This is a genomic window from Streptomyces sp. NPDC028308, assembly GCF_055565855.1.
On the sequence record NZ_JBVHTO010000011.1, the window covers coordinates 407,345 to 433,884 of the forward strand.

Consider the following 26,540-nt stretch of genomic DNA (forward strand, 5'->3'; position numbering starts at 1 on the left):
GCCCCGGCCCACGGGGCCGTACGGGGGCGCAGTCCGTGTCCGGCGGCCCGCGGCCCGCCCCGGCGTACCCCTTCCGGCGCCCTGCCGCGAGGACCCGGTGGCCTTCCCGCCCCTCGCCGAGCGACAGGGGCCCGGCCGGCTCCGTCGCGTCAGGCGGGGACGTGCACCGTCTCCACCCGGCTGGCCACCAGCCGCTCCCGCTCCCGGCGGGCCGCCTGCCCGCGCAGCCGGAAGATCTGGCTGAGGCCGAGCGCCTGGAGCACGAAGACCGCGGAGAACGCGACGCGGTAGTTGTCAGCGGTCGCGTCCAGCAGGACGCCGATCGCCAGCAGCGTCGTCATGGAGGCGACGAAGCCGCCCATGTTCGTGATGCCGGACGCCGTCCCCTGCCGCTCGGGCGGGTTCGCGGGCCGCGCGAAGTCGAAGCCGATCATCGACGCGGGCCCGCAGGCGCCCAGCACGGTGCAGAGCACCACGAGCAGCCACAGGGGCGCGTGCGCGCCGGGGCAGACCAGGACCGCCGCCCAGACCAGCGCGGTCGCGGTCACCGTGCCGAGCGCCAGCGGCAGCCGCGCCGCGTGGTGCCGGGCGACGACCTGGCCGTAGACCAGGCCCACCACCATGTTGGACAGGACGACCAGCGTCAGCAGCTCGCCGGCCGCCGCCCGCGAGAGGCCCTGCGCCTCGACGAGGAACGGCAGGCCCCACAGCAGCAGGAACACCATGGCGGGGAACTGCGTCGTGAAGTGCACCCACAGTCCCAGCCGGGTGCCCGGCTCCTGCCAGGAACGGGCGATCTGGCGCCGCACGAAGGCGACTCCGCGGTGGGGGAAGGGTTCGGGCTCGTGCCCCTCGGGGTGGTCCTTCAGGAACAGGAGCAGCAGGACGAGGACGACGACCCCGGCGAGCGCGCTGCCCGCGAAGGCCGCGGTCCAGCCGACCCCGTGCAGCAGCCGGGCGATCACGAGCGTCGAGACGAGGTTGCCGGCCATGCCCACCAGGCCCGCCAGCTGGGCGACCATCGGGCCGCGGCGGGCCGGGAACCAGCGGGTGCCGAGCCGCAGCACGCTGATGAAGGTCATCGCGTCGCCGCAGCCGAGCAGCGCACGGGAGGCCAGCGCCATGCCGTACGAGGGGGAGAACGCGAAGCCGAGCTGTCCCGCCGTGAACAGCAGGACGCCGATGGTCAGCACCTTCTTGGTGCCGAGCCGGTCGACCAGCAGCCCGACGGGTATCTGCATGCCCGCGTACACGAGGAGCTGGAGGATGGAGAAGCTGGAGAGGGCGGAGGCGTTGACGTGGAAGCGGTCGGCCGCGTCCAGGCCGGCCACGCCCAGCGAGGTGCGGAAGATGACCGCGACGAAGTAGACGGAGACGCCGATGCCCCAGACGGCGATCGCGCGCCGTCCGCCGGGCGGGTCGCCGGGCAGGGAGACGGCGCTCACCGGACCTCGCCCCGGGCCAGGTTGGAGAACCAGCTGACGTGCCGGTGGACGATCCCGACAGCCGCCTCCGCGTCGCCGGACCGCAGCGCCTCCAGGATTTCCTCGTGCTCGGTGAGCGTCTTGGTGATCCGGTCGGGGTGGGCGTGCATCACGGCGACTCCCATCCGCAGCTGCCGGTCGCGCAGTTGGTCGTAGAGGCGGGCGAGGATCTCGTTGCCGCCGCTGCGCACGATCTCGGCGTGGAAGCAGCGGTCGGTGACGGCGGCGGCGGCCAGGTCACCGGCGGCCGCCTGTTCCTTCTGCCGGGCGAGCAGCTCCTCCAGGCGGGCGATGAGCCGGGGCGAGGCCGGTACGGCCTTGCGGGCGGCGTGCTCCTCGACGAGCTGGCGGGTCTCCACCACGTCCGCGATCTCCTGCGCGGAGACCGGCAGGACGAGCGCGCCCTTCTTGGGGTAGAGCCGGATCAGCCCTTCCACCTCCAGCCGCAGCAGCGCCTCGCGCACCGGAGTGCGGGAAACCCCCACGGCCTCGGCGAGTTCGCCCTCGGTGAGCAGCGTCCCGCCCTCGTAGCGGCGCTCCAGCACGCCCTGCTTGACGTGCGCGTAGACGCGGTCGGCCGCGGGGGGCGGTTTGACGGCGGGCGCGGGGAACGCACCGGCCGCGGCGGGCACGTCGGACACGGGAGCGACAGGCATGCGCACAGCATAGATACAACACGTACGCATGGTCGCGCCCCGTCCGGATCGCGGACACCCGACCAGAATGCGACAAGTCCCACCCCCGCCGCGTGGACGTGCAACCATCCGTGCTACTCAGGTGTCAGAGGAGTCGCGGCACTCCCATGTGACCGCACTCCAGGGGCATTTAACGTATTCGGGGTATTCAACTTGATAAACGGCATTAAGGGCGCACGCGTTCGCCGCGCTGTCGCCGTGATGATGACGAGCGGCGCCGTGGTCGCGACCGGAGCCCTCAGCGCGGCTCCCGCACAGGCCGTCACCAAGCCCACGATCGTCGCCGCGGGCGGCTACGTGATGAACAACGGCACCGGTGCGAGCCTGTACACCAAGGCGGCCGACACCAAGCGTTCCACCGGCTCCACCACCAAGATCATGACTGCCAAGGTCGTCCTGTCGCAGTCGAACCTGAACCTGGACTCCAAGGTCACGATCCAGAAGGCGTACAGCGACTACATCGTCGCCAACAACGCCTCCTCGGCTCACCTGATCGTCGGCGACAAGGTCACCGTCCGCCAGCTCCTGTACGGGCTGATGCTGCCGTCCGGCTGCGACGCCGCGTACGCGCTCGCGGACAAGTTCGGCAGCGGCACGACCCGTTCCGCCCGCGTGAAGTCCTTCATCGGCAAGATGAACACGACGGCGCGCAGCCTGGGCATGACGAACACGCACTTCGACTCGTTCGACGGCATCGGCCACGGTTCCAACTACTCGACGCCGCGCGACCTCACCAAGCTCGCGAGCAGCGCGATGAAGAGTTCCACGTTCCGCACGGTCGTGAAGACCAAGTCGACCCAGCAGAAGGTGACCACCAAGAGCGGTGGCTACCGGTACATGAACTGGTCGAACACCAACAACCTGCTGAGCGAGTACAGCGGCACGATCGGCGTGAAGACGGGCTCCGGCCCGGAGGCCAAGTACTGCCTCGTCTTCGCCGCCACGCGCAACGGCAAGACGGTCATCGGCACGGTCCTCGCCTCCACGTCGGTCGCCAACCGCACGTCGGACGCGAAGAAGCTGATGAACTACGGCTTCGCAAGGTAGTCACCCTCCCCTGGGTGCCTCACCTGGATGTGCCGGGGGCCGGCCGCTTCGAGCGGCCGGCCCCTTTCACGTCAGCGCCGGCGCAGGTGGGCGGCGAACGATGCCCACGCTCCCGGCGCGAGCCGGAGTACCGGCCCGTCCGGCTCCTTGGAGTCCCGGACGGCGACGACACCGGGGAGATTGCGGGCGACCTCGACGCACTCCTGTCCGGCGTTCCCGCCGCTGTGGCTGGACTTGACGAACTCGTATGCGGCCACGCGTACCAGACCCCCTTTTACGTCAGCGTCGGCGCAGGTGGGCGGCGAACGACGCCCACGCTCCCGGCGCGAGCCGGAGTACCGGCCCGTCCGGCTCCTTGGAGTCCCGGACGGCGACGACACCGGGGAGATTGCGGGCGACTTCGACGCACTCGCCGTTGCCGCTGCTGTGGCTGGACTTGACGAACTCGTATGCGGCCACGCTTGCTACATCTCCTTGAGGATTCCGTCGATCAGCGCGGCAGAGGCCCGCTGTGCGAGGCTCAGCCGGGTGATGCGGTCGAACAGTCCGTTGTGGCGATCGGCATCAGTATCGCTCTCCAGCCAGAGAGTCGACGAGGTGGTGTCCAGGTGGACCACGTCGAGCGCGCCCGGTTCCGCGAACGAGACGATCGTGAAGGCGCTGGTCATGCCCGGGTGAGCACCCGCCAGGAAGGGCAGCACCTGGAGCTTGACGTTCGACTGCCGCGCCGCGTCCAGCAGATGGCCGAGCTGTTCGCGCATGACCCGTCGGCCGCCCACGAGTTGGCGCAGGGCACCCTCGTGCACGACCGCCCACAGTTCGAGCGGACGCTCTCCGCCGAGTCGCGCCTGACGCGCCATCCGGGACTCCACGAACGGTTCGATCTCGTCGGGGTCCTCCCAGTGTCCGTTGCCGACGGCGAGCGCCCGCGCGTAGTCGGGAGTCTGCAACAGACCTGGTACGACAGCCAGTTGCCAGGTCCTCACGTTGGTCGCGATGTCTTCGAGGGCCACGTATTCGACCATGGCGCCCAGCTGCGGGTACTGGTTCCACCAGCCGTGCGCCTTGCGCCGCTCGCGGTCAGCCTTGGCGAGGGCCAGGAGCCGTTCGATCGCCGGCTCGTCCCTCTCGCCGTAGAGATGGCACAGCGCCCGCACGTCCGGATCACGCATCGGCACCTGGCCGCGCTCGATCTTGGCGACCTTGGGAGCGGACGCGGTGAGCGCTTCGGCGGCCTCGGCCTGCCGTAGCCCACGCTCCTCGCGCATGCGCAGCAGCTCGCCACCCAGTCGGCGCCCCAGCACGGTCGACACCGTCCGGCCCCGGTCGGGGTCCTTGCCCGCCATCTTCCGTCCCTCCGGTGGATCGCCCCAGTCTGGTGGCGCACGCGCTTCCCACACAAGCTGGACAGAAAACTTTCTGCCCAAGCAGGTTGCTGCCCGCTCCGGGGTCGTGCGGCCGAGCCACCTCCCCCCACCCGACCGGACACCGCCAGGGCACCGGCCCCGCACGAGGAGGTGCGCGTCCATGTACGGCTCCTGCGATCCCGATCGCCACGCCCCCGACCGCTACGACTGCGTCAGCTACACCCGTATCCGCGGAACGTCCCGCTGGCCCGCAGACGGGTCGCCCGGCTCGCCGCCGAGTGGGGCATCCCGGCGCCGCCGGCGACGCCGCGCTCCTGGCCGGCGAGTTGTGCGCGAACGCGCTGCTGCACGGGTGCCTGCGGGACCGCCTGTTCCGGGTGGAGACCTCGCTCACCGGACAGGTGCTGCGCGTCGCGGTGACGGACCCGAGAGGGGAGCGCCTGCCGCGGCTGCGGACGGCCGAGGACGGTGACCAGTTCGGGCGGGGACTGCTCATCGTCGGCCTGCTCGCCGCACGCTGGTCCGTGCGGCGGCTGCCGGTGGGCAAGACGGTGTGGGCGGAGCTGGACGTCCCGGGGACACCGGGCCCGGAACGGCTCGCGGGGCCGCCTCCGTGAGGAGACGGCCCCGCGAGAGGAGGTCGACCGGGGCTACGCCCAGGTGATCAGCCGCTTCGGCTGTTCCAGGATCGCCGCCACGTCGGCGAGGACCTTGGAGCCCAGCTCGCCGTCGACCAGGCGGTGGTCGAAGGAGAGCGCGAGCGTGGTGACCTGGCGGGGCTTGACCTTGCCCTTGTGGACCCACGGCTGGAGCTTGATCGCGCCGACCGCGAGGATCGCGGACTCGCCGGGGTTGAGGATCGGCGTGCCCGTGTCGACGCCGAAGACGCCGACGTTCGTGATGGTGACCGTGCCGCCCTGCATGGCCGCCGGGGAGGTCTTGCCCTCGCGGGCGGTGGCGACCAGCTCGCCCAGCGACTCGGCCAGCTGCGGCAGGGTCTTGGCGTGGGCGTCCTTGATGTTCGGGACGATCAGGCCGCGGGGGGTGGCCGCCGCGATGCCCAGGTTCACGTAGTGCTTGCGCACGATCTCCTGGGCGGCCTCGTCCCACGACGCGTTCACGTCCGGGTTGCGCTTGATGGCGACCAGCAGGGCCTTGGCGATGAGCAGCAGCGGATTCACCCGCAGGCCGGCCATCTCCTTGTCCTGCTTGAGCTCCTCGACCAGCTTCATCGTGCGCGACACGTCGACGGTCACGAACTCCGTCACGTGCGGCGCGGTGAACGCGGAGCCGACCATCGCCTGCGCGGTGGCCTTGCGGACACCCTTGACCGGGATCCGGGTCTCCCGGGCCCCGTCGTACGAGGCGACGGGCGCCGGAGCGGCGGCGGCCTGCACCGGGGCCGGAGCCTCGGTCACCGCGGGCACGGCCACGGGCTGCGCGGCCGGAGCGGCCACCGCGGCGTGCACGTCCTCGCGCGTGATGATTCCGTCGGGGCCCGACGGCGTGACCGTCGCGAGGTCCACGCCGAGGTCCTTGGCGAGCTTGCGGACCGGCGGCTTGGCCAGCGGACGCTGCCCGCCGTGGCCGTTCAGCTCGGCCTGGATCGCGGTGGCCGCGTAGTACGTCTCGGACGGGGCGTCGGCGCGGACCTCCGCCCCCTTGCGGGCACGGCGCTTGGTGGACGCCTCTGCGACCCCGTACCCGACGAGGACCGGCTTGCGCTCGGCCTTCGGCTCCTCGGCGGCCGGTGCGGCCGGCGCCTCGGCGACGGGGGCCTCGGGGGCCGGGGCGCCGGCACCGCCGGACACGTCCACCGAGATGATCACCTGGCCCACGTCCACCGTGGTGCCCTCGGGAAAGCGCAGCTCGCTGACCACGCCGTCGAACGGAATGGGCAGCTCCACGGCGGCCTTGGCCGTCTCGACCTCGCAGACGACCTGGCCGTCGGTGACCTGGTCACCGGGCTGGACGTACCACTTGAGGATCTCGGCCTCGGTGAGCCCCTCGCCCACGTCGGGCATCTTGAACTCGGCGAGCCCGGAGGCGGTCTCTGTCATCGTCGTCACGACCCTCTCCCTCAGTACGCCAGCGAGCGGTCGACGGCGTCGAGCACCCGGTCCAGGCCCGGCAGGTACTCGTCCTCCAGGCGCGCCGGCGGGTACGGGGCGTGGTAGCCGCCGACCCGCAGGACGGGGGCCTCCAGGTGGTAGAAGCACCGCTCGGTGATGCGGGCGGCGATCTCCGCGCCCGTACCGAGGAAGACCGGGGCCTCGTGGACCACGACGAGCCGGCGGGTCTTCTCGACGGACGCCTGGACGGTGTCGAAGTCGATCGGCGACATGGAGCGCAGGTCGACGACCTCCAGGGACTTGCCCTCCTCGCGGGCGGCGTCGGCGACCTCCTGGCAGACCTTCACCATCGGGCCGTACGCCACCAGCGTCAGGTCGGTGCCCTCGCGGACCACCCGCGCCTTGTGCAGCTCGCCGGGGATCGCGCTCGTGTCGACCTCGGACTTGTCCCAGTAGCGCCGCTTCGGCTCGAAGAAGATCACCGGGTCGTCGCTCTGGATGGCCTGCTGCATCATCCAGTACGCGTCCGCCGCGTTCGACGGGGAGACCACCTTCAGGCCCGCCACGTGCGCGAACAGCGCCTCGGGGGACTCGGAGTGGTGCTCGACCGCGCCGATGCCGCCGCCGTACGGGATGCGGACGACGACGGGCAGCTTGATCTTGCCCAGCGCCCGGGCGTGCATCTTCGCGAGCTGCGTGACGATCTGGTCGTACGCCGGGAAGACGAAGCCGTCGAACTGGATCTCCACCACGGGGCGGTAGCCGCGCAGGGCCAGGCCGATCGCGGTGCCGACGATGCCCGACTCGGCGAGCGGGGTGTCGATGACCCGGTCCTCGCCGAAGTCCTTCTGGAGACCGTCGGTGACCCGGAAGACACCGCCGAGCTTGCCGACGTCCTCGCCCATGATGAGGACCTTGGGGTCGGTGTCGAGGGCCGTGCGCAGCGACTCGTTGATCGCCTTGGCCAGCGCCATCTTTTCTGCTGCCATCGCTACTTGCCCTCCCCTTCGTCCGCGAACGACGCCTGGTAGGCGGCGAACTGTGCCCGCTCCTCGTCGACGAGCGCGTGCCCGTCCGCGTACGCGTTCTCGAAGATCGCGAAGTGGTCCGGGTCCGGCATGGCACGCACCACGTCACGCACCCGCTTGCCCAACGTCTCGCTCTCGGTCTCGAGTTCCGCGAAGAACGCCTCGTCCGCGTGGCCCTCGGCCTCCAGGTGGGCGCGCAGGCGCAGGATCGGGTCCTTCGCCTCCCACGCCTCGCGCTCCTCGTCGGCCCGGTACTTGCTCGGGTCGTCGGAGGTGGTGTGCGCGCCCATGCGGTACGTGTACGCCTCCACCAGGGTGGGGCCCTCGCCGTTGCGGGCCCGCTCCAGGGCCCACTTGGTGACGGCGAGGCAGGCGAGCACGTCGTTGCCGTCGACGCGGACGCCGGGGAAGCCGTAGCCCTGCGCGCGCTGGTAGAGCGGGACGCGGGTCTGCCGCTCGGTGGGCTCGGAGATCGCCCACTGGTTGTTCTGGCAGAAGAACACGACGGGGGCGTTGTAGACCGCGGAGAAGGTGAACGATTCGGCGACGTCGCCCTGGCTGGAGGCACCGTCCCCGAAGTACGCGATCACGGCCGAGTCGGCGCCGTCCTTGGCGATGCCCATGGCATAGCCGGTGGCGTGCAGGGTCTGCGAGCCGATGACGATCGTGTACAGGTGGAAGTTGTTGCTGTTCGGATCCCAGCCGCCGTTGTTCACGCCGCGGAACATGCCGAGCAGGTTCGTCGGGTCGACGCCCCGGCACCAGGCGACGCCGTGCTCCCGGTAGGTCGGGAAGACGTAGTCGTCGTCCCGGGTGGCCCGGCCCGAGCCGATCTGCGCGGCCTCCTGGCCGAGCATCGACGCCCACAGGCCCAGCTCGCCCTGGCGCTGCAGGGAGGTGGCCTCGGCGTCGAAGCGACGGCTCAGCACCATGTCCCGGTACAGGCCACGCAGCTCTTCGGGGGTGATGTCGGCGACGTACGCGTCGTACGTGGCGTCCTTGACCCGCTTGCCTTCCGGGGTCAGCAGCTGGACGAGTTCGGGCTCGGCGCCCGGGGCCGCCTTGGCGGCCGCGCCGGCCCGCCTGCTCGCGGCGCTCTTCGTACCGGCGCTGCGTCGCGGCTTGCGCGCGGCAGTGCTCTCCACGGTCACGTGTGCTCCTCCGTCGGTCCGGCCCCCGGGGTTGCCGGGTGGCCAGTGCGGCTCGCCTGATCCCGATCCCGCGCACGGGGTGGGTGCCGCTCGGCCGGGAACAGACGTGACAGGTGCCCCGGCGAGCGCCCTGCAAGATGCACGTTACCCAGTGCTCCACATTTCTGTGAAACCCCGCCTGACCTGCGATTTTGCTTGGATTTCCAAGTACTTTCCACGAGGGGTTCCAAGTGCGTCGCTCAAGTCGGGAACAGTCGCTGGTCACAGCCTTGCAGGGGGCCGGAACACGGGCACGTTATCCCGGTCACCCCGGGCACGGGAAGACTTGACCTCAGGCGGGTATTCCTGCCGTGTGTGAAACTGACCCCGTGCGCGAAGACGGGAAAATCACCGTATTTCTCCTCGACGACCACGAGGTGGTGCGCCGGGGCGTCCACGAACTGCTCTCGGTGGAGCCCGACATCGTGGTGGTCGGCGAGGCAGGGACGGCGGCCGACGCCCTGGCGCGGATTCCGGCCACCCGCCCGGACGTCGCCGTGCTGGACGTACGGCTCCCGGACGGCAGCGGCGTGGAGGTGTGCCGCGAGATCCGCTCGGCGGACGAGAACATCAAGTGCCTGATGCTGACCTCCTACGCCGACGACGAGGCTCTTTTCGAGGCGATCATGGCGGGCGCCTCGGGCTACGTCCTGAAGGCCATCCGGGGAAACGAGCTGCTCACGGCCGTACGGGATGTCGCCGCCGGGAAGTCCCTGCTCGACCCGGTGGCCACCGCCCGCGTCCTGGAACGGCTGCGCGACGGGGGTCCCAAGGCCGACGACCGGCTCGCCCGGCTCACCGACCAGGAGCGCAAAATCCTCGACCTGATCGGGGAGGGCCTCACCAACCGGGTGATCGGCGAGCGGCTGCACCTCGCCGAGAAGACGATCAAGAACTACGTGTCCAGCCTGCTGGCCAAGCTCGGCATGGAGCGCCGGTCCCAGGCCGCCGCCTACGTGGCCCGCCTCCAGGCGGAGAGCCGCCGGCCCTGACACGGCCGTTCGGGACTTTCGGCTCCTCTTTCCGGGGCGGGCGACCCTGTCTCCCCGGGGCCCGGTGCCCGAGATTGGTGGGCATGCCCACCGAAGAACAGCTCGCCGTGGACCTGCTCGGCCGCGTCCGGCACGGCCGGGCGGCCACCAGCATGCGCGCGCTGCCCTTCCTCGCCCCCGCCCGTCACATTGTCGCGGACGGACGCGTCCTGCTGCGCCTGCACCGGGGCTACGGGTACCACCGGGCCTGCGGAGGCGGAGTCGTCGCGTACGGCGCGGACAACCTCGGCTGCGCCCGCCCCGGCGAGGGCCTGTGGTCCGTGCAGGTCGTCGGGCACTGCGAGAGCGCCGACCCGACCCCGGCCGAGCTCGACCGCCTCGGACCCGGTCCGGAACTCGTGGACGGCGAGCCCTTCGATCCGGTCCATCTGGTGATCGAACCGCGCTTCGCCACCGTGCACACCATCGACGGTGGCCTGGAACGGCGGTTCCAGCACGTCCTGTGACCGAAGACGACTGTCTGTGACAAGCGCGAGGTCGGAGGTCCGGATCGTGCCCTAGCATCTGGCGCGTGCCGCGCCCATCTGTACCACCCCCTACGACTCACACGCCCCCCTTGGGTGCCCTTCTGCGCCGCTACGCCGCCGGGTCCGCGCTCACCTGCGAGCCCGTCGACCAGGGCCTCCTCAACCGCGGCTACAGGCTGTGCACGACCCGCGGCCGCTACTTCCTCAAGCACCACTTCGACCCGGAGACCGCCGACCCCGCCGCCATCGCCCGGCAGCACCACGCCACCCGGCGCCTCGCGGACCTCGGGGTCCCCGTCGCCCCGCCGCTGGCCGCCACCGACGGCCGCACCGTCGCCGTCGTCGGCGGCCACGCCTACGCGCTGCACCCCTGGATCGACGGCGGGCACCGGCACGGCGGCCAGCTCACCGGCGAGGAGTGCCGGCGCCTCGGCGCGCTGCTCGGCCTCGTACACGCCTGCCTGGAGCGGGTCATGCCGGCGGACGGGCGGGCGCCCGGGAAGCCCGCGGACGGCGCCGATCCGGCCGACACCCGCGCGCTCATCGACGACCTGCTCGGGCACGTGAACCGGCGCCGGCCGCCGGACGCCTTCGACGAACTGGCCCGGCACCGGCTCCTGGAGCGGCGGGCGCTCCTGGAGGAGCACGCGGACCGGCGTCCCCCGCGCGGCGGCTCCGTGGGGTGGGTGCACGGCGACTTCCACCCGTACAACCTGCTCTACCGGGACGGCGAACCGGCCGCGATCGTCGACTGGGACCGGCTCGGCGTGCAGCCCCGGGCCGAGGAGGCCGTCCGCGCCGCGGTGATCTTCTTCGTCCGCCCGGACGGCACCCTCGACCTGGCGAAGGTGCGGGCCTACGCGCGCGCGTACCGGCGTTCGGCGGGCGCCTCCGGCGCCGAGTTCGCGGCGGCCGTGCACCGCGTGTGGTGGGAGCGCCTCAACGACTTCTGGATACTGCGCTGGCACTACGAGCGCGGCGACACCCGCGCCGACCCGCAGTTCCCGGCCGCCTCGGCCCTGGTGATGTGGTGGACCCGGGAGTACGACGCGGTGGGCGAGGCGTTCGCGGGCTGAGCGGCGCGGGCGGCCCGGCACCCGACGGACCCGGAAAAGCGGCACGCGCGCGTGGAGCCCGTCTCCGGGCCGCACGCGCGCGTGTGGCGGGGGCCGACCCGGGCTCAGAGCCCGTCGCCGCCCGCGGTGTCCTCGCCGCCCGACGGGTCCGCCGACGGCGGCGGCTCGCTGGAAGCCGGCGGCTTCGTCGACGGGGTCGTCTTCGTCGGCGGCACCTTGGTCGGCGTCGTCTTCGTCGGCTTCTCCGTCGGCTCGTCCGTCGGGGTCTCGGACGGCGTGTACGAGGGCGTCCAGTCGTCGCCGGTGCCCGTGCTCGTGCCGTTGTCCGTGGAGTCCTCGGTGGCCTTGCCCGTGGAGTCGTCGCTCGGGCTCGCGTCGTCGCCCTTGTCCTTGGACGTGGTCGCCGTGGGTGAGGTCGTGGTGCCGTTGCCTCCGCCGCCCTCGCCCCCGTTGTGGTTCAGCGCGAGCGCCACACCGGCCGCGATGGCGATCACCGCGAAGACCGCGAGGATCCACAGCTTGCCGCGGCCGCTGCCGTGGTTGCCGTGTCCCTCGAAGCCGCCGTCGTCCCCGCCGGACTGCGGCAGCAGCGGCGAGGGGATCTGCGTGGTGCCGGAGTCGCCGGGATGCGGCAGCATGCCCGCGCCCGCGAAGCCCGCGGCAGGGGTGTGCCGTCCCTCGTGCACCGTGACGGGCCCGGTGTTCCAGGTGCCGGTGTGGCCGCCCTGGTCGTAGAGCATCTGCAGCGCGTACTGGACCAGGCCGCGCATCTCCTCGGCGGTCTGGAACCGGTCGTCGGGCTCCTTCGCCAGCGCGCGCATCACGAGCCCGTCGAGCTCCGGCGGCACCGTGTCCGACACCGTCGACGGCGGCGCCGGGATGTCCTGCACGTGCTGGTAGACCACCGACAGCGGCGTCTCACCGGTGAACGGGGGCCGCAGCGCGAGCAGTTCGTAGAGCAGGCAGCCCGTCGCGTACAGGTCGGAGCGGTGGTCGACGGCCTTGCCGAGCGCCTGCTCCGGGGAGAGGTACTGAGGGGTGCCCATGACCATGCCGGTCTGGGTCATCGTCGACTGCGCGCCGTGCAGGGCGCGCGCGATGCCGAAGTCCATCACCTTCACGGCACCCGTGTCCGTGATGATGACGTTGGCGGGCTTGATGTCGCGGTGCACGATGCCGTGCTGGTGCGAGTACGCCAGCGCCTCCAGGACGCCGGAGACGATGATCAGCGCCTGCTCCGGGCCCGGGGCCTCGGCGTTGAGCAGCAGGTCGCGGATCGTGCGGCCCTCGACGATCTCCATCACGATGTACGGCACGACGCCGTGGCCGACCGCGTCCTCGCCGGAGTCGTACACGGCGACGACGGCGTGGTGGTTGAGCCCGGCCACCGACTGGGCCTCACGCGTGAAGCGGGCCTTGGAGACCGGGTCCTCGGCCAGGTCGGACCGGAGCAGCTTGACCGCGACGGTGCGCCCGAGTCGTACGTCCTCGGCCGCGAACACCTCGGCCATACCGCCCCGGCCGAGTCTGCGGGTCAGTCGATACCGGCCGTCGCCGACCAGCCCGCCGTTACCCCACATCTCCGGCGCATCTGACATACCGCCGCCAGTCGCCTCGGGGTCGGACGGGCCCTGAGCGCGCTGCTGCTGTGCCATCAGTCCTCGCCGTCGTTTCTGCCCGCGGTCTGCGCGGTGGTTGTTACGGTCTCCGTCGGGCCACGCTACAGGCTCCGCGCAAGGCGCTGGTCCGGGTTGGATTCGAGATGGACCGGCCATGAAACCCGCAGCGGGTCCCCGCGTGCAAATCCTGTGTACCGGCCGTACGCCACCTGTAACGCTTCCGCGACGCTTCTTTCGCGTACGGTCACGGAACGGGCACCGAGCTTGACGTGTCACTGCCCTCGGGCAGACTTGGCCGGGAATAGCGCATTGGATCACCGAGGACCGAACGCGGGACGCGGACGCACGAGAGCCGCTGCCGCCGCGCCGATGGGGGACGCAGAAACATGAGCCAGGACGGCGCACAGGGCCGGTACGCGGGGCGTGCGGTCGCCGGCGGGCGCTATCAACTGCGCGACCTGCTCGGCGAGGGCGGGATGGCCTCGGTGCACCTCGCGTACGACTCGGTGCTCGACCGCCAGGTCGCCATCAAGACCCTGCACACCGAACTCGGCCGCGAACAGGCGTTCCGCGAGCGCTTCCGCCGCGAGGCCCAGTCGGTGGCCAAGCTCACGCACACCAACATCGTCTCGGTCTTCGACACCGGCGAGGACGACCTCGACGGCATGACGACGCCGTACATCGTCATGGAGTACATCGAGGGCCACCCGCTCGGGTCGGTCCTCGACGAGGACATCCGGCAGTACGGCGCCATGCCCGCCGACAAGGCCCTGAAGATCACCGCGGACGTCCTGGCGGCCCTGGAGATCAGCCACGAGATGGGCCTGGTCCACCGGGACATCAAGCCGGGCAACGTGATGATGACGAAGCGCAACGTCGTCAAGGTGATGGACTTCGGCATCGCCCGCGCCATGCAGTCCGGGGTCACGTCGATGACCCAGACCGGCATGGTCGTCGGCACCCCGCAGTACCTCTCGCCCGAGCAGGCCCTCGGCCGGGGCGTGGACGCCCGCAGCGACCTCTACTCGGTCGGCATCATGCTGTTCCAACTGGTCACCGGGCGGCTGCCGTTCGAGGCGGACTCGCCGCTGGCCATCGCGTACGCGCACGTCCAGGAGGAGCCGGTCGCGCCCTCCTCGGTCAACCGCTCGCTGCCCCCGGCGGTGGACGCGCTGATCGCCCGCGCGCTGAAGAAGAACCCGAACGAGCGCTTCCCGAGCGCCGAGGCGATGCGCGACGAGTGCCTGCGGGTGGCCCAGTCGCTGCACGGCACCGCGCCGAACATCGTGCCGGGCGCGCAGACGCCGAGCGGTTCCGGTGTCGGCTCCGCCGTCTTCCCGCCGGTCGACCAGTCGGCCCCGGCCCCGCCCGGCCCGGTCCAGACGCCGTACCAGCCCGGTCCCTACGGCCCGCCCACCCCGTCGCCGCAGCACACCCCGGCGCCGTCCTACGGCTACCCGCAGCAGGGTGGCTACCAGCCTCCGCCGCAGACCTCGGCGTACGCGCCGCAGCAGGGCTCGCACACCCCGCCGCCGTACAACCTCGCCCCGCACCAGGCGCCCCAGGGCGGTTCCGGCGGCGGGAAGAGCAACAAGAGCGTGATCATCGGCTCGGTGCTCGTCGCGCTCGTCGCGATAGGCGGTCTGATCACGGCACTCACGATGAACGGCGGCGGTGACGACGACAAGGGCCGCGACGGCGGCTCCTCGTCCTCGGCCTCCGCCTCCGAGGTCGCCGGCCACAAGGGCCCGGACACCACGAAGACCATCGAGACGTCGAAGTGCACGGAGCCCGACGAGTCGTACAACGACCCGGACAAGATCAAGGTCCCCGACTTCACGTTCCGGTACATCAAGTCCGTCAAGTCGTGCTTCCAGGCCGCCGGCTGGCAGCTGAAGGAGAAGCCGGTCGACGAGAACACCTACGGCGAGGGCACGGTCATGGACCAGTTCCCCGCCGCGGGCACGGACGTGGACCCCAAGGACATGCCCTCCATCGAGCTGCGGGTCTCGACGGGCGACCCGGCCTGACCGGCTGAGACCGCCGCCGGCCACCGCCGGCGCACCGAGGGCCCGGCACGAGTGCCGGGCCCTTGCGTGTGTACGGTCGCCGGACTCCGTCCGGCCGCCGCCGTCCCCGACGGCCGCGCTCTACAGGTACGGTCCGCCGGAGCGGCCGCCCGCGCGCGGGTCCTCGCCGTCGTCACCGCCGCCCACGCCCGGCGGCAGGGCCCGGCGCATGGTCTCCAGCTGAGCCCTGGCCGCCATCTGCTGGGCGAACAGGGTCGTCTGGATCCCGTGGAAGAGCCCCTCCAGCCAACCCACCAACTGGGCCTGCGCGATGCGCAGTTCGGCGTCACTGGGGGTTCCCTCGTCCGTGAAGGGGAGGGAGAGGCGCTCCAGCTCCTCGACGAGCTCGGGCGCAAGGCCGTCCTCCAGCTCCTTCACGGAGCTGGCGTGGATCTCCTTGAGCCGCACCCGGCTGGCCTCGTCCAGAGGGGCCGCGCGCACTTCCTCCAGCAGCTGCTTGATCATGCTGCCGATGCGCATCACCTTGGCGGGCTGTTCCACCATCTCCGTCACCGGGACCTCCCGGGAGTCCTCGTCCCCGGCGCCTCCGAGAGGCATTCCGTCCTGGCCCACGACCAGGATCTGGGGGTTCTCCGGCGACCGTTCGTTCCTCGGCATCTCCATGCCGCCATTGTCTCGCACACGCCCACCTCATCACGGTGGCGCCCCCGCCGGGCAGTGATCCACCCTTCGGCCCCCGACGGGATGCCGGGATCCTCACCTCATGTGAGGCTTGTCTCGTTGATCTTGGCGAACTCTCGCACCGGGAGGGGGTCACGGACGTGACTCCAAGGCTGCGCACACAGCGGCAGGGCGGCCACGGGCCGTACGCGGCGGGACTGGGCCTGCTGCTGGTCCTGCTGGCCGGCGGCACCACCCATACCTCGTACGCGTACGCGGCCCCGGCAGCGCGGGAAGCCCCGCCCTCCCCGTCCGTCTCGTCGTCCCGCACCCCGGCGGCGGGCCCGTCCCGCTCCCCGGCGCCGGACACCTCGCGCACCCCCCGGGCCGACGCGTCGCGCGCCGGGAGCGAGGCGGGCGAGGGCCGCAGGCGTCCGGGACGCGAGGAGCCGGCACCGCGCGAGGAGGACGCGGGAGCGACGCACGCGGGCCGCGACCCCGACGGCCGCAAGCGCCCGGACCGGCCGGTCCGGCCCGCGGGCCGTACGGACGCGGACGCCGGGGACGGGACGTCCGAGGCATACGACACGGACGGCTCCGGCGTCGCGGACAGCGACGGCGTCCCCGAGAGCGCCGTCGCCTCCGAGGCGCCCGGGGACACCGGGCTGCAGCCGCCCTCCCCGGCCCCCGCAGGGCGGTCCGTCACCCGGTCCGCGCCGCAGGAGCCCGTGCTGCAGATACTGCCTCTGGGCAGCGGGCTGATCCTCATCGGCTGCGGTCTCGGGCTCGCCTTCCTCGCCCTGCGCGTCCGGCGCGGCTGAGACTCCCGCCCGGCCGGGCGCCTACGGCACGACGAGCAGCACCTTGCCGATGTGCCCGCTCTCCTCAAGGACGCGGTGCGCCGTGGCCGCGTCGCTCATCGGGATCTCGCGGTCCACGACGGGCCGGACGTGCCCGGAGGAGATCAGCGGCCACACGTGCTCGCGCACGGCCGCCACGATGGCCGCCTTCTCGGCGAGCGGCCGGGCCCGCAGCGAGGTCGCGCTGACCGCGGCACGCTTGCCGAGGAGCGTGCCGATGTTCAGCTCGCCCTTGACGCCGCCCTGCATGCCGATGATCGCCAGCCGGCCGTTGACGGCCAGCGCCCGGACGTTGCGGTCCAGGTACTTGGCGCCCATGTTGTCGAGGATGACGTCGGCGCCGGCTCCGTCGGTGGCCCGCTCCAGCTCCTCGACGAAGTCCTGCTCGCGGTAGTTGATCAGGACGTCCGCGCCGAGGTCGGCGCAGAACCGCAGCTTGTCCTCGGTGCCGGCCGTGACGGCGACCTTGGCGCCGACCGCCTTCGCCAGCTGGATCGCCATGGTGCCGATGCCGCTGGAGCCGCCGTGCACGAGCAGCGTCTCACCGGGGCGCAGGTGGGAGATCATGAAGACGTTGGACCAGACGGTGCAGGTCACCTCGGGCAGCGCGGCGGCCCGGTGCAGGTCGATGCCGTCCGGCACCGGCAGCAGCTGGCCGGCCGGGACGGCGACCTTCTCGGCGTAACCGCCGCCCGAGAGCAGCGCGCACACCTCGTCCCCGACGGCCCAGCCCGACACCCCGGGGCCCAGGGCGGCGATCCGCCCGGAGCATTCGAGACCGGGGTAGGGGGACGCGCCGGGCGGCGGGTTGTAGAAGCCCTGGCGCTGCAGCAGATCGGCTCGGTTGACGGCACTGGCCACCACCTCGACCAGGACTTCGCCCTCCCCGGGCTCCGCGTCCGGGACCTCGTCCCACACCAGAGCCTCGGGTCCACCAGGTTCGGCAATCGTGATCGCTCGCATGCCGCGAGGCTACTTCAGGAGACCCGCACGATCGCGATGAGACGGTCCGTCAGTTCCAGGGTGCCGATGGCGGGATCGTCGTATCCGAGGACCCGGTGACCTCGTACGACGCTCACCACCAGGTCGCCGACCTCGCGCACCCCCTTGCCCACCTCGGCCTTTATGACCGGGCGTTCGACGATGTCGAGTCCGCTGCCCTGCTGGATGAGGTCCTCCATGACCAGGCCCGCGCTGGGGCTGAGCACCGAGAGGCCGAGCAGGCGCCCGGCCGCGCCGGCACTGGTGATGACGGCGTCGGCGCCGGACCGGCGCAGCAGCGGCGCGTTCTCCTCCTCCCGCACCGCGGCCACGATCTTCGCCGTGGCGTTGAGCTGCCGGGCCGTCAGCGTCACCAGCACGGCCGTGTCGTCCCGCTGCGCGGCGATGATGATCTGGCCGGCCCGCTGCACCTCGGCCCGCAGCAGCACGTCGCTGCGGGTGCCGTCGCCGACCACGCCCGCGTAGCCCTCGGCCGCCGCCGCCTCGATCACCTTCGAGGCCGGGTCGATGACGACGATCCGTTCCTTCCTCAGTCCCGTCGCGCAGACGGTCTGGACGGCCGACCGCCCTTTCGTCCCGAAACCGACCACCACGGTGTGGTCACGCAAGGCGGGCCTCCCACGAATCGACGGACGTCACCCGCGCCGACGTTACCCACCTGGAGGCCAAGATCCGAGAGCATGGCCCCGGTACCGGTCCGCCGACCGGGCCGCGAGCCGCTGGGAGCAGGCCATGAAGGACGGACAACAACGACCGCCCAGGACAGCAGCGCACGGAGCGGGCACGGGCCGCGGGGACCGCGGCCGACGCGACCCGGGCCGGACGGACGGGCGGGGCGGGGCCACCCGGGAGGACGGTCCGGGCGCGGGACGCTTCTCCATCCTGCGCTCCCTCTGGTACCGCTCGCGCACGGAGGCCCTGGACGACGCCGAGGCGGGCCGCTCGATCCGGCTGCCGGTCGAGGTCACCGTGCCGCCGCTCCAGCAGGTGCTGCGGCGGCTGGCGATGGCGCTGCTGGTCCTCGCGTTCACCACGTTCCTGGTCTGGCTGGACCGCTCCGGCTACCAGGACAACTCCGACGGCTCGGTCGACCTCCTCGACGCCGCCTACTACGCGACCGTCACCCTCTCCACCACCGGCTACGGCGACATCACCCCGGTCAGCGACACCGCCCGGCTCACGAACATCCTCGTCATCACCCCGCTGCGCGTGCTCTTCCTGATCATCCTGGTCGGCACCACCCTGGAGGTCCTCACCGAGCGGACCCGGCAGCAGGTGCGCATCCACCGCTGGCGCTCGCGGATGCGGAACCACGTGGTGGTCGTCGGCTACGGCACCAAGGGACGGCACGCCATCGAGACGCTGCTCGGGCAGGGCATCCCGAGGCACCGGATCGTCGTCGTCGACCCGCAGCAGAAGACGGTGGACGCGGCCGGCAGCGACGGACTGGTGTCCGTGCTCGGGGACGCCACCCGCTCCGACACCCTCCTCAAGGCCGAGATCCAGCACGCCGCCCAGGTGATCGTCGCCCCGCAGCGCGACGACACGGCGACCCTCGTCACGCTCACCGCCCGCCAGCTCAACCGGCGCGCCACGATCGTCGCCGCCGTCCGGGAGGACGAGAACGTGCCGCTGCTCAAGCAGAGCGGCGCCGACATGGTCGTCACCAGCTCCAGCTCGGCCGGGCGCCTGCTGGGCGTCTCGGTGGGCAGCCCGCACGCCGCCGACGTCCTGGAGGGCCTGATGACCTACGGCAGCGGCCTCGACCTGACGGAACGCGCCGTGTCGGAACGGGAGATCGGCGCCGCCCCGCGGGACTGCGCCGACCTCGTGGTCGCCGTCGTACGCGACCGGAGGGTGCTGGACCATGCCGCGCCCGACACCGCGCCGCTGCGGGCGGGCGACCGCCTGATCACGATCAGCCGGACGGGCAACGGCACGCCCCACCCGTAGGCGGACAGCCGGCCCGGCCGCCCGCCCGCTCGGCGGCTAGGGCCTGTCGTTTGGATCAGGCCAGTGTCGCGGGGTCGCCGGGACGAACCGTCCGTCACGGCCGACCTGATCCAAACGACAGGCCCTAGGCGAGACACGCCCCGAGGCCGGCAAGCGCCCAGGGCAGGTCGAGCAGTTCCACGTCCTGGCCCGCCCGGGCGCCGCCGGGCGGCACGACGGCCAGCGCGTCGGCCGCGGCGATGCCCCGCAGCATGGCGGGGCCGTTGTAGTGCAGCGGCACGGCCTGCTCCGCCCGCAGCACGACGGGGATCAGCCGGGTGTCGTACGGATGCCCGTGCACGCCGTCCTTCAGGGGCATCCCGTACGGCTCCGGAGCCGTCCGCCCGGCCAGGGCGCGCAGCAGGGGCTCGGCGAGCGTGAGCAGCCCGGACACGGCGGCCAGGGGGTTGCCGGGCAGGCCGACGAGGTGCTGGTCCTCCTTGATGCGGGCCAGCAGCATGGGGTGGCCGGGGCGGACCTTGACGCCGTCCACGAGGAGTTCGGCGCCGAGCCGGTCCAGCACGGGGTGCACGTGGTCGACCGGGCCGAACGCGGTACCGCCGGTGGTGACGACCAGGTCGGCGGCGGAACCGGCGATCGCCCGGTGCAGCGCCTCGGCGTCGTCGCCGAGCCGCCGCACGCCGAGGACCTCGGCGCCCAGGGCCCGCAGCCACGGCGGCAGCATGGGGCCGAGCGCGTCCCGGATGAGCCCGTCCCGGGGGAGACCCGAGGTGAGCAACTCGTCGCCCAGGACGAGGACTTCGACCCGCGGGCGGGGGAGGACGGCGAGCGTGTCGTACCCGGCGGCCGCGGCGAGACCCAGCACGGCCGGGGTGACCAGCGCGCCGACGGGCAGCAACTGGTCGCCGCTGCGGCACTCCTGGCCGCGCGGGCGGATGTCCTGCCCGTGCACGACCTCGCGGGTGGCGTGCAGCCGCCCCTTGTCGTCGGTCCGTCCGTGCTCGCTGCGCAGCACGGCGGTGACGTCCTGCGGGATGCGCGCCCCGGTGGCGATCCGCACCGCCTCGCCGTCGGTGAGCCGTGCCGGCTCGGCGTGCCCGGCGAGCACGCCTTCCTCCCGCACGTCCCAGGGGCCAGGACCGGCCAGTGCCCATCCGTCCATCGCGCTGGTGTCGAACGAGGGCAGGTCGGTCAGCGCGCCGAGCGGGGCGGCGAGGACCAGGCCGAGGGAGGCGTCGAGCGGCACCGACACCGGTGCCCGGCGTGCTCCGGCACGGCCGGCCCGCTCGGCCGCGGTGCGGGCCCGCGGCCAGGGGGTGGCCCGGTGTCCGGCGGGCGCGGCGGGCCGCCCGTGCCGTTCGCCCTCCGGTACGGGCGCGGGCTCGGGACTGCTCGTGGGGCCGGGCACGGTCTCCCCCTTGACCAGGGCGAGGGCCTCTTCGACGTCGAAGTCCTCGTCCTCCTGGCTGTTGCGGGTGCCGCCAGCGGCGGTCATCCGGCGTCCGGACGGACGACGGGACCCTCGCCGGCCGGGGCGGGCGGCGGCGCGGGGAGGTCCTCGGCCTCCCAGGCCCGCGCGAGCGCCGACGCCTTGCGGGCGGCCTCGGCCACCGCCTCGGGGCCGCCTCCGGCCCGCGCGGCCGCGTAACCCACGAGGAACGTGGTCAGCGGCGCCGAGGGCCGTGCCACCGAGTGCGCGGCGTCCCGGGCCAGGTCCAGCAGGATGCCGGTGTCGACGTCCAGGTCGATGCCCAGTTCGTCCTTGACTGCGGAAATCCATTCATCCAACACGAGCCCATGCTCCCTGATGCGTGACCGAGCGGTGGCGATGTCGTCCCAGGTGTCGCAGTCGAAGGAGGCGACGGGGTCCGGGAGACGGGTGAGTTCGAGGGCGGCGGTGACCTGCCGCAGGGGCAGCCCGTCCAGCCCGCCCCGCGCACCGGCCAGCCCCTCCAGCACCCTCCGCAGCGCCTGCGCCCGGTAGACGGCCACCAACGGCTGCTCCCGCCCGTCCCGGTCGGTGAGCAGCACCCCGTCGGGAGGGGTGCCTTGCGGGGGGCGGGGTGCCTGGGCGGCGGGATGCGGGGCCGGGACGGTGTCGCCACGGTGGGGCTCGCGGGGATGCGCGGGCTGGGCGCTGCCGGGGGCGGCGGGGGGTACGGGGCCGGTGACTTCGGCGCTCACAGCGGGGGCGACGGGGGACGCGGAGCCGTTGGGTTCGCGGCCCACGACGGGGGCGGGGCCGGGAGCGGCGGAGGGCGCGGAATCGGTGGGTTCGCGGCTCACGGCGGGTGCGGGGCCGGGAGCGGCGGAGGGCGCGGAATCGGTGGGTTCGCGGCTCACGGCGGGTGCGGGGCCGGGAGCGGCGGGGGGCGCGGAATCGGTGGGTTCGCGGCTCACGGCGGGTGCGGGGCCAGGTCCGTCCGGTGCGACGGGTGCGGGGCCGGGTCCGTCCGGTGTGGCGGGCACGGGGTGCCGCGGGCGGCCGGTGCCCCCGTCCTTCTCCGCACCGGGGCCGGCGGCGTCTCCCGGGCCGGGGCGGGCCGGGCCGGCGTCGCCCGTCAGCAGGGCCGAGAGGAGGCGCCGTACCGTCCCCGCCGTCAGGAACGGCAGGTCGGCCGAGAGCACCACGACGTACTCGGCGGTGATGTGCCGGAGTCCCGCGCCGAGGGCGGCGACGGGTCCCGCGCCTGGCGGATCCTCACGGGCCCACACCACGGGCCGGGCGGTCGCCCTGGGGTCGGCCACCACGACGGTGGTCCCGGCTCCGGCGCACGCGGCGAGGACCCGGTCGAGCAACGCCCGTCCGCCCACCCGCACGCCGGGCTTGTCCGCGCCCCCGAGACGCCGCGCGCCGCCCCCGGCGAGCACGACGGCGTCATAGGCGGCGGGCGCGGCGCCCGGAGCGGGGACGCCGGCCGCGACGGCGTCCGCCGTGCCGACGGCGGCGCCGAGTGGCTCGTGCGCGGTCATCCCCCGAGTATGGGCGCCCGGGGGATCATTGCCACCCCCGCGCACAGCATGTGGACGGCGGCGTCCCCCGGTGGCCTACAGCGTCCGCAGCAGCACCGCCGGCCGCTCCACGCAGTCCGCGACGTACCGCAGGAAGCCGCCCGCCGTACCGCCGTCGCACACCCGGTGGTCGAAGGTGAGCGAGAGCTGCACGACCTGTCGTACGGCCAGCTCGCCCTCGTGCACCCACGGCTTGGGGACGATGCGGCCGACGCCGAGCATGGCCGCCTCCGGGTGGTTGATGATCGGCGTGGAGCCGTCGACACCGAACACGCCGTAGTTGTTCAGCGTGAACGTGCCGCCCGTCAGGTCCGCGGGCGTCAGCGTCCCGGTGCGCGCCGCCTCGGTCAGCCGCCCGAACTCCGCGCTCAGCGACTCCGCGTCCCGCGTGTGCGCGTCCCGGACGACAGGCACCACGAGCCCGCGCTCGGTCTGCGCGGCGAAGCCCAGGTGCACCCGGTCGAGCCGCACGATCTCACGGGCCTCCAGGTCGACCGTCGAGTTCAGCTCGGGGTGGCGGGCCAGCGCGGCCGTGCAGATCCGCGCGAGCAACGCCAGCAGCGAGATCTTCGGGCCGCCCGCCGCGTTCATCGCCGCGCGCGCCCGCATGAGTTCGGTCGCGTCGGCGTCGACCCAGCAGGTCGCGTCGGGTATCTCGCGACGGCTCCGGGAGAGCTTGTCGGCGACGGCACCGCGAACGCCCTTGAGCGGCACGCGCACACCTTCCCCGGCAGCGGGCGTCCGGACCGCCCCGGCGGCGGCCGGGACTCCGGTCCCGTCGCCGCGCACGGCGGAGGCCGCGTCGGCGAGGGCGGCACCGGTGGCAGCGGGTCCACGGCCCTCGGGCACCCGTACGGCACCCCGGCCGGCGGCCGCCCGCAGCGCGGACTCGACGTCCGCGCGCAGGATCAGCCCGTCGGGCCCGGTCCCCTCAAGCGCACGCAGGTCCAGCCCGTTCTCCCGGGCCAGCCGGCGCACGAGGGGGGAGATCACCGGAACGGGACCCTCCGTCCGCCCGGCGACCGCACGGCCGTCCACGGCACCGCCCGTCCCGAACGTCCCGGCGGCCTCGGGCCGGGCGGACCCGGCCGTCCCCGCCCCGGCGGACTTCCCGGACGACGGCGCGGCGGCTCCCGCGAGGGAGGGCGCGGCTCCGGCGGACGCGAATCCGTCCGCGCGGCTCCCCGACGGGGTCCCGGGCACCGGCGACGCCGGCCGGACCCTCCTGCGGCGCCCGGGCGGGGCCTGGGTGCCGTATCCCACCAGTACGTTGCCCGATCCCTGGTCGCCGTCGCCGTCGCCGTTCGAGGACGCGGACGGCCGGGACGCGGGCGCGGGCGCGGATTCGGACGCCGACGCGGGCGCTCCGACCGCGACCGTGATCAGCGGGGCGCCGACGGGCAGTTCGGTGCCTTCCTCGCCGAAGCGGGCGGTGACCACGCCCCCGTAGGGACACGGCACCTCGACCATGGCCTTGGCGGTCTCGACCTCGACGACCGGCTGGTCGACGGCGACCACGTCACCGACCTGGACGAGCCAGCGGACGATCTCCGCCTCGGTCAGGCCCTCCCCGAGGTCGGGGAGCTTGAACTCCAGCACCTGGGCCATCAGCTCTCGCCCTCCCATTGCAGCCGTGCCACCGCGTCCAGGATGCGGTCGACACCGGGCAGGTGGTGGCGCTCCAGCATCGGCGGCGGATACGGGATGTCGAACCCGGCGACCCGCAGCACCGGCGCCTCCAGGTGGTGGAAGCAGCGCTCGGTGATCCGCGCGGCGATCTCTCCGCCCGGTCCCCCGAACCCGCCCGACTCGTGCACGACGACGGCGCGCCCGGTCCGCCGGACGGCCGCGCACACCGTCTCGTCGTCGAACGGCACCAGGGAGCGCAGGTCGACGACTTCGAGGTCCCAGCCCTCGGCCCGCGCCGCCTCGGCCGCCTCCAGGCAGACGGGCAGGGACGGGCCGTACGTGACGAGGGTGGCGCTGCGGCCGGGACGCCGGACCACCGCGCGGCCGATCGGCTCGACGGCCGGCGGCTCCTGCGGGTTCCAGGTGTCCTTCGACCAGTACAGGCGCTTGGGCTCCAGGAAGACGACGGGGTCGTCGGAGGCGATGGCGGCCCGCAGCAGCCCGTAGGCGTCGGGGACCGTGGCGGGCGTGACGACGTGCAGCCCCGGGGTCGCCATGTAGTACGCCTCGGAGGAGTCGCTGTGGTGCTCGACGCCGCCGATGCCTCCCCCGTAGGGCACGCGGATGGTGATCGGCAGCGGCATCGCGCCGCGCGTGCGGTTGCGCATCTTCGCGACGTGGCTGATCAGCTGCTCGAACGCCGGGTAGGCGAAGGCGTCGAACTGCATCTCGACGACCGGCCGCAGCCCGTACATCGCCATGCCGACGGCGGTCCCGAGGATGCCGGCCTCCGCCAGGGGCGTGTCCGTGCAGCGGTCCTCGCCGAACTCCGCGGCGAGCCCGTCGGTGACCCGGAAGACACCGCCGAGCGTGCCGACGTCCTCGCCCATGACGTGGACCGTCGGGTCCTCGGCCATGGCGTCCCGCAGGGCGCGCCCGAGGGCCTGCGCCATGGTCGCCGGTTTCTGGGCAACGGTGGTCATCGCCCGGCCCCTTCCGACCCGTGCGAACCGTCCGACTCGGCGTCGAGCTCGGCGCGCAGCTGCGCCTCCTGCTCGCGCAGCTGCGGGGTGGGCTCGGCGTACACGTGGGCGAAGAGGTCCATGGGGTCGAGCACCGGGTCCTGGTTCATGCGCTCGCGCAGATCCGCGGCCATCGCCTCGGCGTCCTCGCGGGCGGCCCGTACGCCGTCCTCGTCGAGCAGGCCGCGCTCGGTCAGCTCGCGTTCCAGCAGGGCGATCGGGTCGTGCGCGCGCCAGGTCTCGACCTCGGCGTCGCCGCGGTAGCGGGTGGCGTCGTCGGCGTTCGTGTGGGCGTCGATGCGGTACGTGACGGCCTCGACGAGCGTCGGGCCGCCGCCCTCGCGGGCACGGCGCACGGCGTCGGCGAGGACCTCGTGGACGGCGGCCGCGTCGTTGCCGTCGACCAGGCGGCCCGGCATCCCGTAGCCGACTGCCTTGTGGGCCAGCGAGGGGGCCGCGGTCTGCTTGGCGAGCGGGACGGAGATCGCGAAGCCGTTGTTCTGCACGAGGAAGACGACCGGGGCCTGCCAGACGGCCGCGAAGTTCAGCGCCTCGTGGAAGTCGCCCTCGCTGGTGCCGCCGTCGCCGACCATGGCGAGCGCGACCACGTCGTCGCCCTTGAGGCGGGCGGCGTGGGCGAGACCCACGGCGTGCGGGAGCTGGGTGGCGAGCGGGGTGCTCAGGGGCGCGATGCGGTGCTCGCGCGGGTCGTACCCGGTGTGCCAGTCGCCGCGCAGCAGCGTGAGCGCCTGGACGGGGTCCAGGCCGCGGGCGACGGCCGCCAGGGTGTCCCGGTAGCTCGGGAAGAGCCAGTCGCGCTCTTCGAGGACGAGCGCCGCGGCGACCTCGCAGGCCTCCTGGCCGGTGGTGGAGGGGTACACGGCGAGACGGCCCTGCTTGGTGAGGGCGGTGGCCTGCGTGTTGTAGCGGCGGCCGCGGACCAGCTGGGCGTACAGCCGGCGCAGCAGGTCGGGGTCGGCCTGCGCGGCGGCCTCGGTGCCGAGGACGCGGTGGGGCAGCGCGTCGGGCAGCAGCGGCGCGGGGTCGGTGCGTGGCTGCCAGGCGGGCGGCGGTGTGGGCCGGTAAGCGCCTCGCTGCTCCATGACCGTCATGACGGCACCTCCTCGTGGGAGCGGCTGGAGAGACGCACCGGGTGTGATGCGCCTCACCTACCGATTGTTCGGTCGTCGGCACATTTTGGCTACAGGCACCGCCAGGCTGTGGACAAACGGTTCTGCACAGCCTGAGATGGACGCAGTACGTCCATGGTAGGGA

The 26,540-nt window shown here is 73.0% G+C and carries 24 protein-coding genes and 2 pseudogenes; 8 read left to right on the forward strand and 18 right to left on the reverse strand.

Features of this window, described 5'->3' with window-relative positions:
- Positions 1–149 precede the first annotated feature (149 nt).
- The gene (locus ACZ4VA_RS26885) at positions 150–1,445 is read right to left on the reverse strand and encodes an MFS transporter (RefSeq protein ID WP_389390130.1); all 1,296 of its coding nucleotides are present in this window, start codon (positions 1,443–1,445) and stop codon (positions 150–152) included.
- Entirely contained in the window at positions 1,442–2,140 is a 699-nt protein-coding gene (locus ACZ4VA_RS26890) for a GntR family transcriptional regulator (RefSeq protein ID WP_468082738.1), read from the reverse strand. The genes ACZ4VA_RS26885 and ACZ4VA_RS26890 overlap by 4 nt, the downstream gene beginning before the upstream one ends.
- 240 nt (positions 2,141–2,380) lie before the next feature.
- Between ACZ4VA_RS26890 and ACZ4VA_RS26895 the strand changes: the two genes are divergently transcribed.
- Entirely contained in the window at positions 2,381–3,226 is an 846-nt protein-coding gene (locus ACZ4VA_RS26895; protein ID WP_355788531.1) for a D-alanyl-D-alanine carboxypeptidase family protein, read from the forward strand.
- Between the two features lie 71 nt (positions 3,227–3,297).
- Here the strand turns inward: ACZ4VA_RS26895 and ACZ4VA_RS26900 are convergent, their stop codons facing one another.
- Genes ACZ4VA_RS26900 through ACZ4VA_RS26910 form a run of 3 tightly spaced genes read right to left on the reverse strand, consistent with a single transcriptional unit; the run spans position 3,298 to position 4,572 of the window.
- Entirely contained in the window at positions 3,298–3,483 is a 186-nt protein-coding gene (locus ACZ4VA_RS26900) for a DUF397 domain-containing protein (protein WP_356238071.1), read from the reverse strand.
- Positions 3,484–3,505: 22 nt separating this feature from the next.
- A complete protein-coding gene (locus tag ACZ4VA_RS26905; RefSeq protein ID WP_468082740.1) occupies positions 3,506–3,685 on the reverse strand; it encodes a DUF397 domain-containing protein in 180 nt (59 codons plus the stop codon).
- Between the two features lie 5 nt (positions 3,686–3,690).
- A complete protein-coding gene (locus tag ACZ4VA_RS26910) occupies positions 3,691–4,572 on the reverse strand; it encodes a helix-turn-helix domain-containing protein (protein ID WP_355793491.1) in 882 nt (293 codons plus the stop codon).
- A 299-nt stretch (positions 4,573–4,871) separates the two neighbouring features.
- Between ACZ4VA_RS26910 and ACZ4VA_RS26915 the strand changes: the two genes are divergently transcribed.
- Positions 4,872–5,210: an ATP-binding protein gene (locus ACZ4VA_RS26915; protein ID WP_468082742.1), complete on the forward strand. Its 339-nt coding sequence runs from the start codon at positions 4,872–4,874 to the stop codon at positions 5,208–5,210.
- A 33-nt stretch (positions 5,211–5,243) separates the two neighbouring features.
- Here the strand turns inward: ACZ4VA_RS26915 and ACZ4VA_RS26920 are convergent, their stop codons facing one another.
- The 3 genes from ACZ4VA_RS26920 to pdhA (ACZ4VA_RS26930) are packed head-to-tail and all read right to left on the reverse strand — an operon-like array spanning position 5,244 to position 8,844.
- Positions 5,244–6,662, reverse strand: a complete 1,419-nt coding sequence (locus ACZ4VA_RS26920; RefSeq protein ID WP_356163719.1) for a dihydrolipoamide acetyltransferase family protein — start codon at positions 6,660–6,662, stop codon at positions 5,244–5,246.
- 11 nt (positions 6,663–6,673) lie between these two features.
- Positions 6,674–7,654 (reverse strand): alpha-ketoacid dehydrogenase subunit beta, encoded by a 981-nt coding sequence (locus ACZ4VA_RS26925; RefSeq protein ID WP_355784920.1) that lies wholly within the window; start codon positions 7,652–7,654, stop codon positions 6,674–6,676.
- 2 nt (positions 7,655–7,656) lie between these two features.
- Complete coding sequence (gene pdhA, locus ACZ4VA_RS26930; RefSeq protein ID WP_355784917.1) at positions 7,657–8,844, reverse strand: pyruvate dehydrogenase (acetyl-transferring) E1 component subunit alpha; 1,188 nt, start codon at positions 8,842–8,844, stop codon at positions 7,657–7,659.
- A 368-nt stretch (positions 8,845–9,212) separates the two neighbouring features.
- Between pdhA (ACZ4VA_RS26930) and ACZ4VA_RS26935 the strand changes: the two genes are divergently transcribed.
- The 3 genes from ACZ4VA_RS26935 to ACZ4VA_RS26945 all read left to right on the forward strand — a co-directional run bounded on the left by ACZ4VA_RS26935 (position 9,213) and on the right by ACZ4VA_RS26945 (position 11,478).
- On the forward strand, positions 9,213–9,875 hold the full coding sequence (locus ACZ4VA_RS26935) for a response regulator transcription factor (protein ID WP_355784914.1): 663 nt from the start codon (positions 9,213–9,215) through the stop codon (positions 9,873–9,875).
- 83 nt (positions 9,876–9,958) lie between these two features.
- Positions 9,959–10,381 carry a pyridoxamine 5'-phosphate oxidase family protein gene (locus ACZ4VA_RS26940; RefSeq protein ID WP_355784911.1) on the forward strand — a complete coding sequence of 141 codons (423 nt, stop codon included), beginning with the start codon at positions 9,959–9,961 and terminating at the stop codon, positions 10,379–10,381.
- 65 nt (positions 10,382–10,446) lie between these two features.
- Complete coding sequence (locus ACZ4VA_RS26945) at positions 10,447–11,478, forward strand: phosphotransferase (protein ID WP_356163718.1); 1,032 nt, start codon at positions 10,447–10,449, stop codon at positions 11,476–11,478.
- A gap of 104 nt (positions 11,479–11,582) precedes the next feature.
- Here ACZ4VA_RS26945 and ACZ4VA_RS26950 read toward each other — a convergent pair whose 3' ends face one another.
- Positions 11,583–13,133, reverse strand: a complete 1,551-nt coding sequence (locus ACZ4VA_RS26950; protein WP_356163717.1) for a protein kinase domain-containing protein — start codon at positions 13,131–13,133, stop codon at positions 11,583–11,585.
- 350 nt (positions 13,134–13,483) lie between these two features.
- Here ACZ4VA_RS26950 and ACZ4VA_RS26955 point away from each other — a divergent pair, with 350 nt between their 5' ends.
- Positions 13,484–15,127 carry a protein kinase domain-containing protein gene (locus ACZ4VA_RS26955; RefSeq protein ID WP_452918717.1) on the forward strand — a complete coding sequence of 548 codons (1,644 nt, stop codon included), beginning with the start codon at positions 13,484–13,486 and terminating at the stop codon, positions 15,125–15,127.
- Positions 15,128–15,247: 120 nt separating this feature from the next.
- On the opposite strand, the gene ACZ4VA_RS26960 is transcribed toward ACZ4VA_RS26955, so the two are convergent.
- Complete coding sequence (locus tag ACZ4VA_RS26960; protein WP_355782729.1) at positions 15,248–15,790, reverse strand: bacterial proteasome activator family protein; 543 nt, start codon at positions 15,788–15,790, stop codon at positions 15,248–15,250.
- A gap of 158 nt (positions 15,791–15,948) precedes the next feature.
- Here ACZ4VA_RS26960 and ACZ4VA_RS26965 point away from each other — a divergent pair, with 158 nt between their 5' ends.
- Positions 15,949–16,608, forward strand: coding sequence for a hypothetical protein (locus tag ACZ4VA_RS26965; RefSeq protein ID WP_356238078.1), 660 nt, complete (start codon positions 15,949–15,951; stop codon positions 16,606–16,608).
- A 21-nt stretch (positions 16,609–16,629) separates the two neighbouring features.
- Here ACZ4VA_RS26965 and ACZ4VA_RS26970 read toward each other — a convergent pair whose 3' ends face one another.
- Both ACZ4VA_RS26970 and ACZ4VA_RS26975 read right to left on the reverse strand, forming a co-directional pair.
- Positions 16,630–17,610: an NAD(P)H-quinone oxidoreductase gene (locus ACZ4VA_RS26970; RefSeq protein ID WP_468082747.1), complete on the reverse strand. Its 981-nt coding sequence runs from the start codon at positions 17,608–17,610 to the stop codon at positions 16,630–16,632.
- A 14-nt stretch (positions 17,611–17,624) separates the two neighbouring features.
- Positions 17,625–18,272, reverse strand: a pseudogene (locus ACZ4VA_RS26975) (potassium channel family protein); the annotation flags it as partial.
- Positions 18,273–18,531: 259 nt separating this feature from the next.
- Here ACZ4VA_RS26975 and ACZ4VA_RS26980 point away from each other — a divergent pair.
- A complete protein-coding gene (locus tag ACZ4VA_RS26980; RefSeq protein WP_355792837.1) occupies positions 18,532–19,602 on the forward strand; it encodes a potassium channel family protein in 1,071 nt (356 codons plus the stop codon).
- Positions 19,603–19,726: 124 nt separating this feature from the next.
- Here the strand turns inward: ACZ4VA_RS26980 and ACZ4VA_RS26985 are convergent, their stop codons facing one another.
- The 6 genes and pseudogenes from ACZ4VA_RS26985 to pdhA (ACZ4VA_RS27010) form a co-directional block, all read right to left on the reverse strand.
- Positions 19,727–21,097 (reverse strand): molybdopterin molybdotransferase MoeA, encoded by a 1,371-nt coding sequence (locus ACZ4VA_RS26985; RefSeq protein WP_468082749.1) that lies wholly within the window; start codon positions 21,095–21,097, stop codon positions 19,727–19,729.
- The gene (locus ACZ4VA_RS26990; RefSeq protein ID WP_468082775.1) at positions 21,094–22,002 is read right to left on the reverse strand and encodes a DUF6457 domain-containing protein; all 909 of its coding nucleotides are present in this window, start codon (positions 22,000–22,002) and stop codon (positions 21,094–21,096) included. Before ACZ4VA_RS26990 ends, ACZ4VA_RS26985 begins: the two co-directional genes overlap by 4 nt.
- Before the next feature lie 150 nt (positions 22,003–22,152).
- Positions 22,153–22,575, reverse strand: a pseudogene (mobA, locus tag ACZ4VA_RS26995) (molybdenum cofactor guanylyltransferase); the annotation flags it as partial.
- Between the two features lie 75 nt (positions 22,576–22,650).
- Positions 22,651–24,222, reverse strand: coding sequence for a dihydrolipoamide acetyltransferase family protein (locus tag ACZ4VA_RS27000; RefSeq protein ID WP_389390137.1), 1,572 nt, complete (start codon positions 24,220–24,222; stop codon positions 22,651–22,653).
- Positions 24,222–25,226, reverse strand: coding sequence for an alpha-ketoacid dehydrogenase subunit beta (locus ACZ4VA_RS27005; RefSeq protein ID WP_356163713.1), 1,005 nt, complete (start codon positions 25,224–25,226; stop codon positions 24,222–24,224). Before ACZ4VA_RS27005 ends, ACZ4VA_RS27000 begins: the two co-directional genes overlap by 1 nt.
- Positions 25,223–26,377 carry a pyruvate dehydrogenase (acetyl-transferring) E1 component subunit alpha gene (gene pdhA, locus ACZ4VA_RS27010; protein ID WP_468082751.1) on the reverse strand — a complete coding sequence of 385 codons (1,155 nt, stop codon included), beginning with the start codon at positions 26,375–26,377 and terminating at the stop codon, positions 25,223–25,225. Before pdhA (ACZ4VA_RS27010) ends, ACZ4VA_RS27005 begins: the two co-directional genes overlap by 4 nt.
- Positions 26,378–26,540 lie beyond the last annotated feature (163 nt).

Bases quoted from the DNA above. Each gene is read 5' to 3' on its own strand.
- ACZ4VA_RS26890 (WP_468082738.1), bottom strand. From the start codon at position 2,140: ATGCCTGTCGCTCCCGTGTCCGACGTGCCCGCCGCGGCCGGTGCGTTC.
- ACZ4VA_RS26895 (WP_355788531.1), top strand. From the start codon at position 2,381: ATGATGACGAGCGGCGCCGTGGTCGCGACCGGAGCCCTCAGCGCGGCT.
- ACZ4VA_RS26910 (WP_355793491.1), bottom strand. From the start codon at position 4,572: ATGGCGGGCAAGGACCCCGACCGGGGCCGGACGGTGTCGACCGTGCTG.
- ACZ4VA_RS26925 (WP_355784920.1), bottom strand. From the start codon at position 7,654: ATGGCAGCAGAAAAGATGGCGCTGGCCAAGGCGATCAACGAGTCGCTG.
- ACZ4VA_RS26940 (WP_355784911.1), top strand. From the start codon at position 9,959: ATGCCCACCGAAGAACAGCTCGCCGTGGACCTGCTCGGCCGCGTCCGG.
- ACZ4VA_RS26950 (WP_356163717.1), bottom strand. From the start codon at position 13,133: ATGGCACAGCAGCAGCGCGCTCAGGGCCCGTCCGACCCCGAGGCGACT.
- ACZ4VA_RS26955 (WP_452918717.1), top strand. From the start codon at position 13,484: ATGAGCCAGGACGGCGCACAGGGCCGGTACGCGGGGCGTGCGGTCGCC.
- ACZ4VA_RS26960 (WP_355782729.1), bottom strand. From the start codon at position 15,790: ATGGAGATGCCGAGGAACGAACGGTCGCCGGAGAACCCCCAGATCCTG.
- ACZ4VA_RS26970 (WP_468082747.1), bottom strand. From the start codon at position 17,610: ATGCGAGCGATCACGATTGCCGAACCTGGTGGACCCGAGGCTCTGGTG.
- ACZ4VA_RS26985 (WP_468082749.1), bottom strand. From the start codon at position 21,097: ATGACCGCCGCTGGCGGCACCCGCAACAGCCAGGAGGACGAGGACTTC.
- ACZ4VA_RS27000 (WP_389390137.1), bottom strand. From the start codon at position 24,222: ATGGCCCAGGTGCTGGAGTTCAAGCTCCCCGACCTCGGGGAGGGCCTG.
- ACZ4VA_RS27005 (WP_356163713.1), bottom strand. From the start codon at position 25,226: ATGACCACCGTTGCCCAGAAACCGGCGACCATGGCGCAGGCCCTCGGG.
- pdhA (WP_468082751.1), bottom strand. From the start codon at position 26,377: ATGACGGTCATGGAGCAGCGAGGCGCTTACCGGCCCACACCGCCGCCC.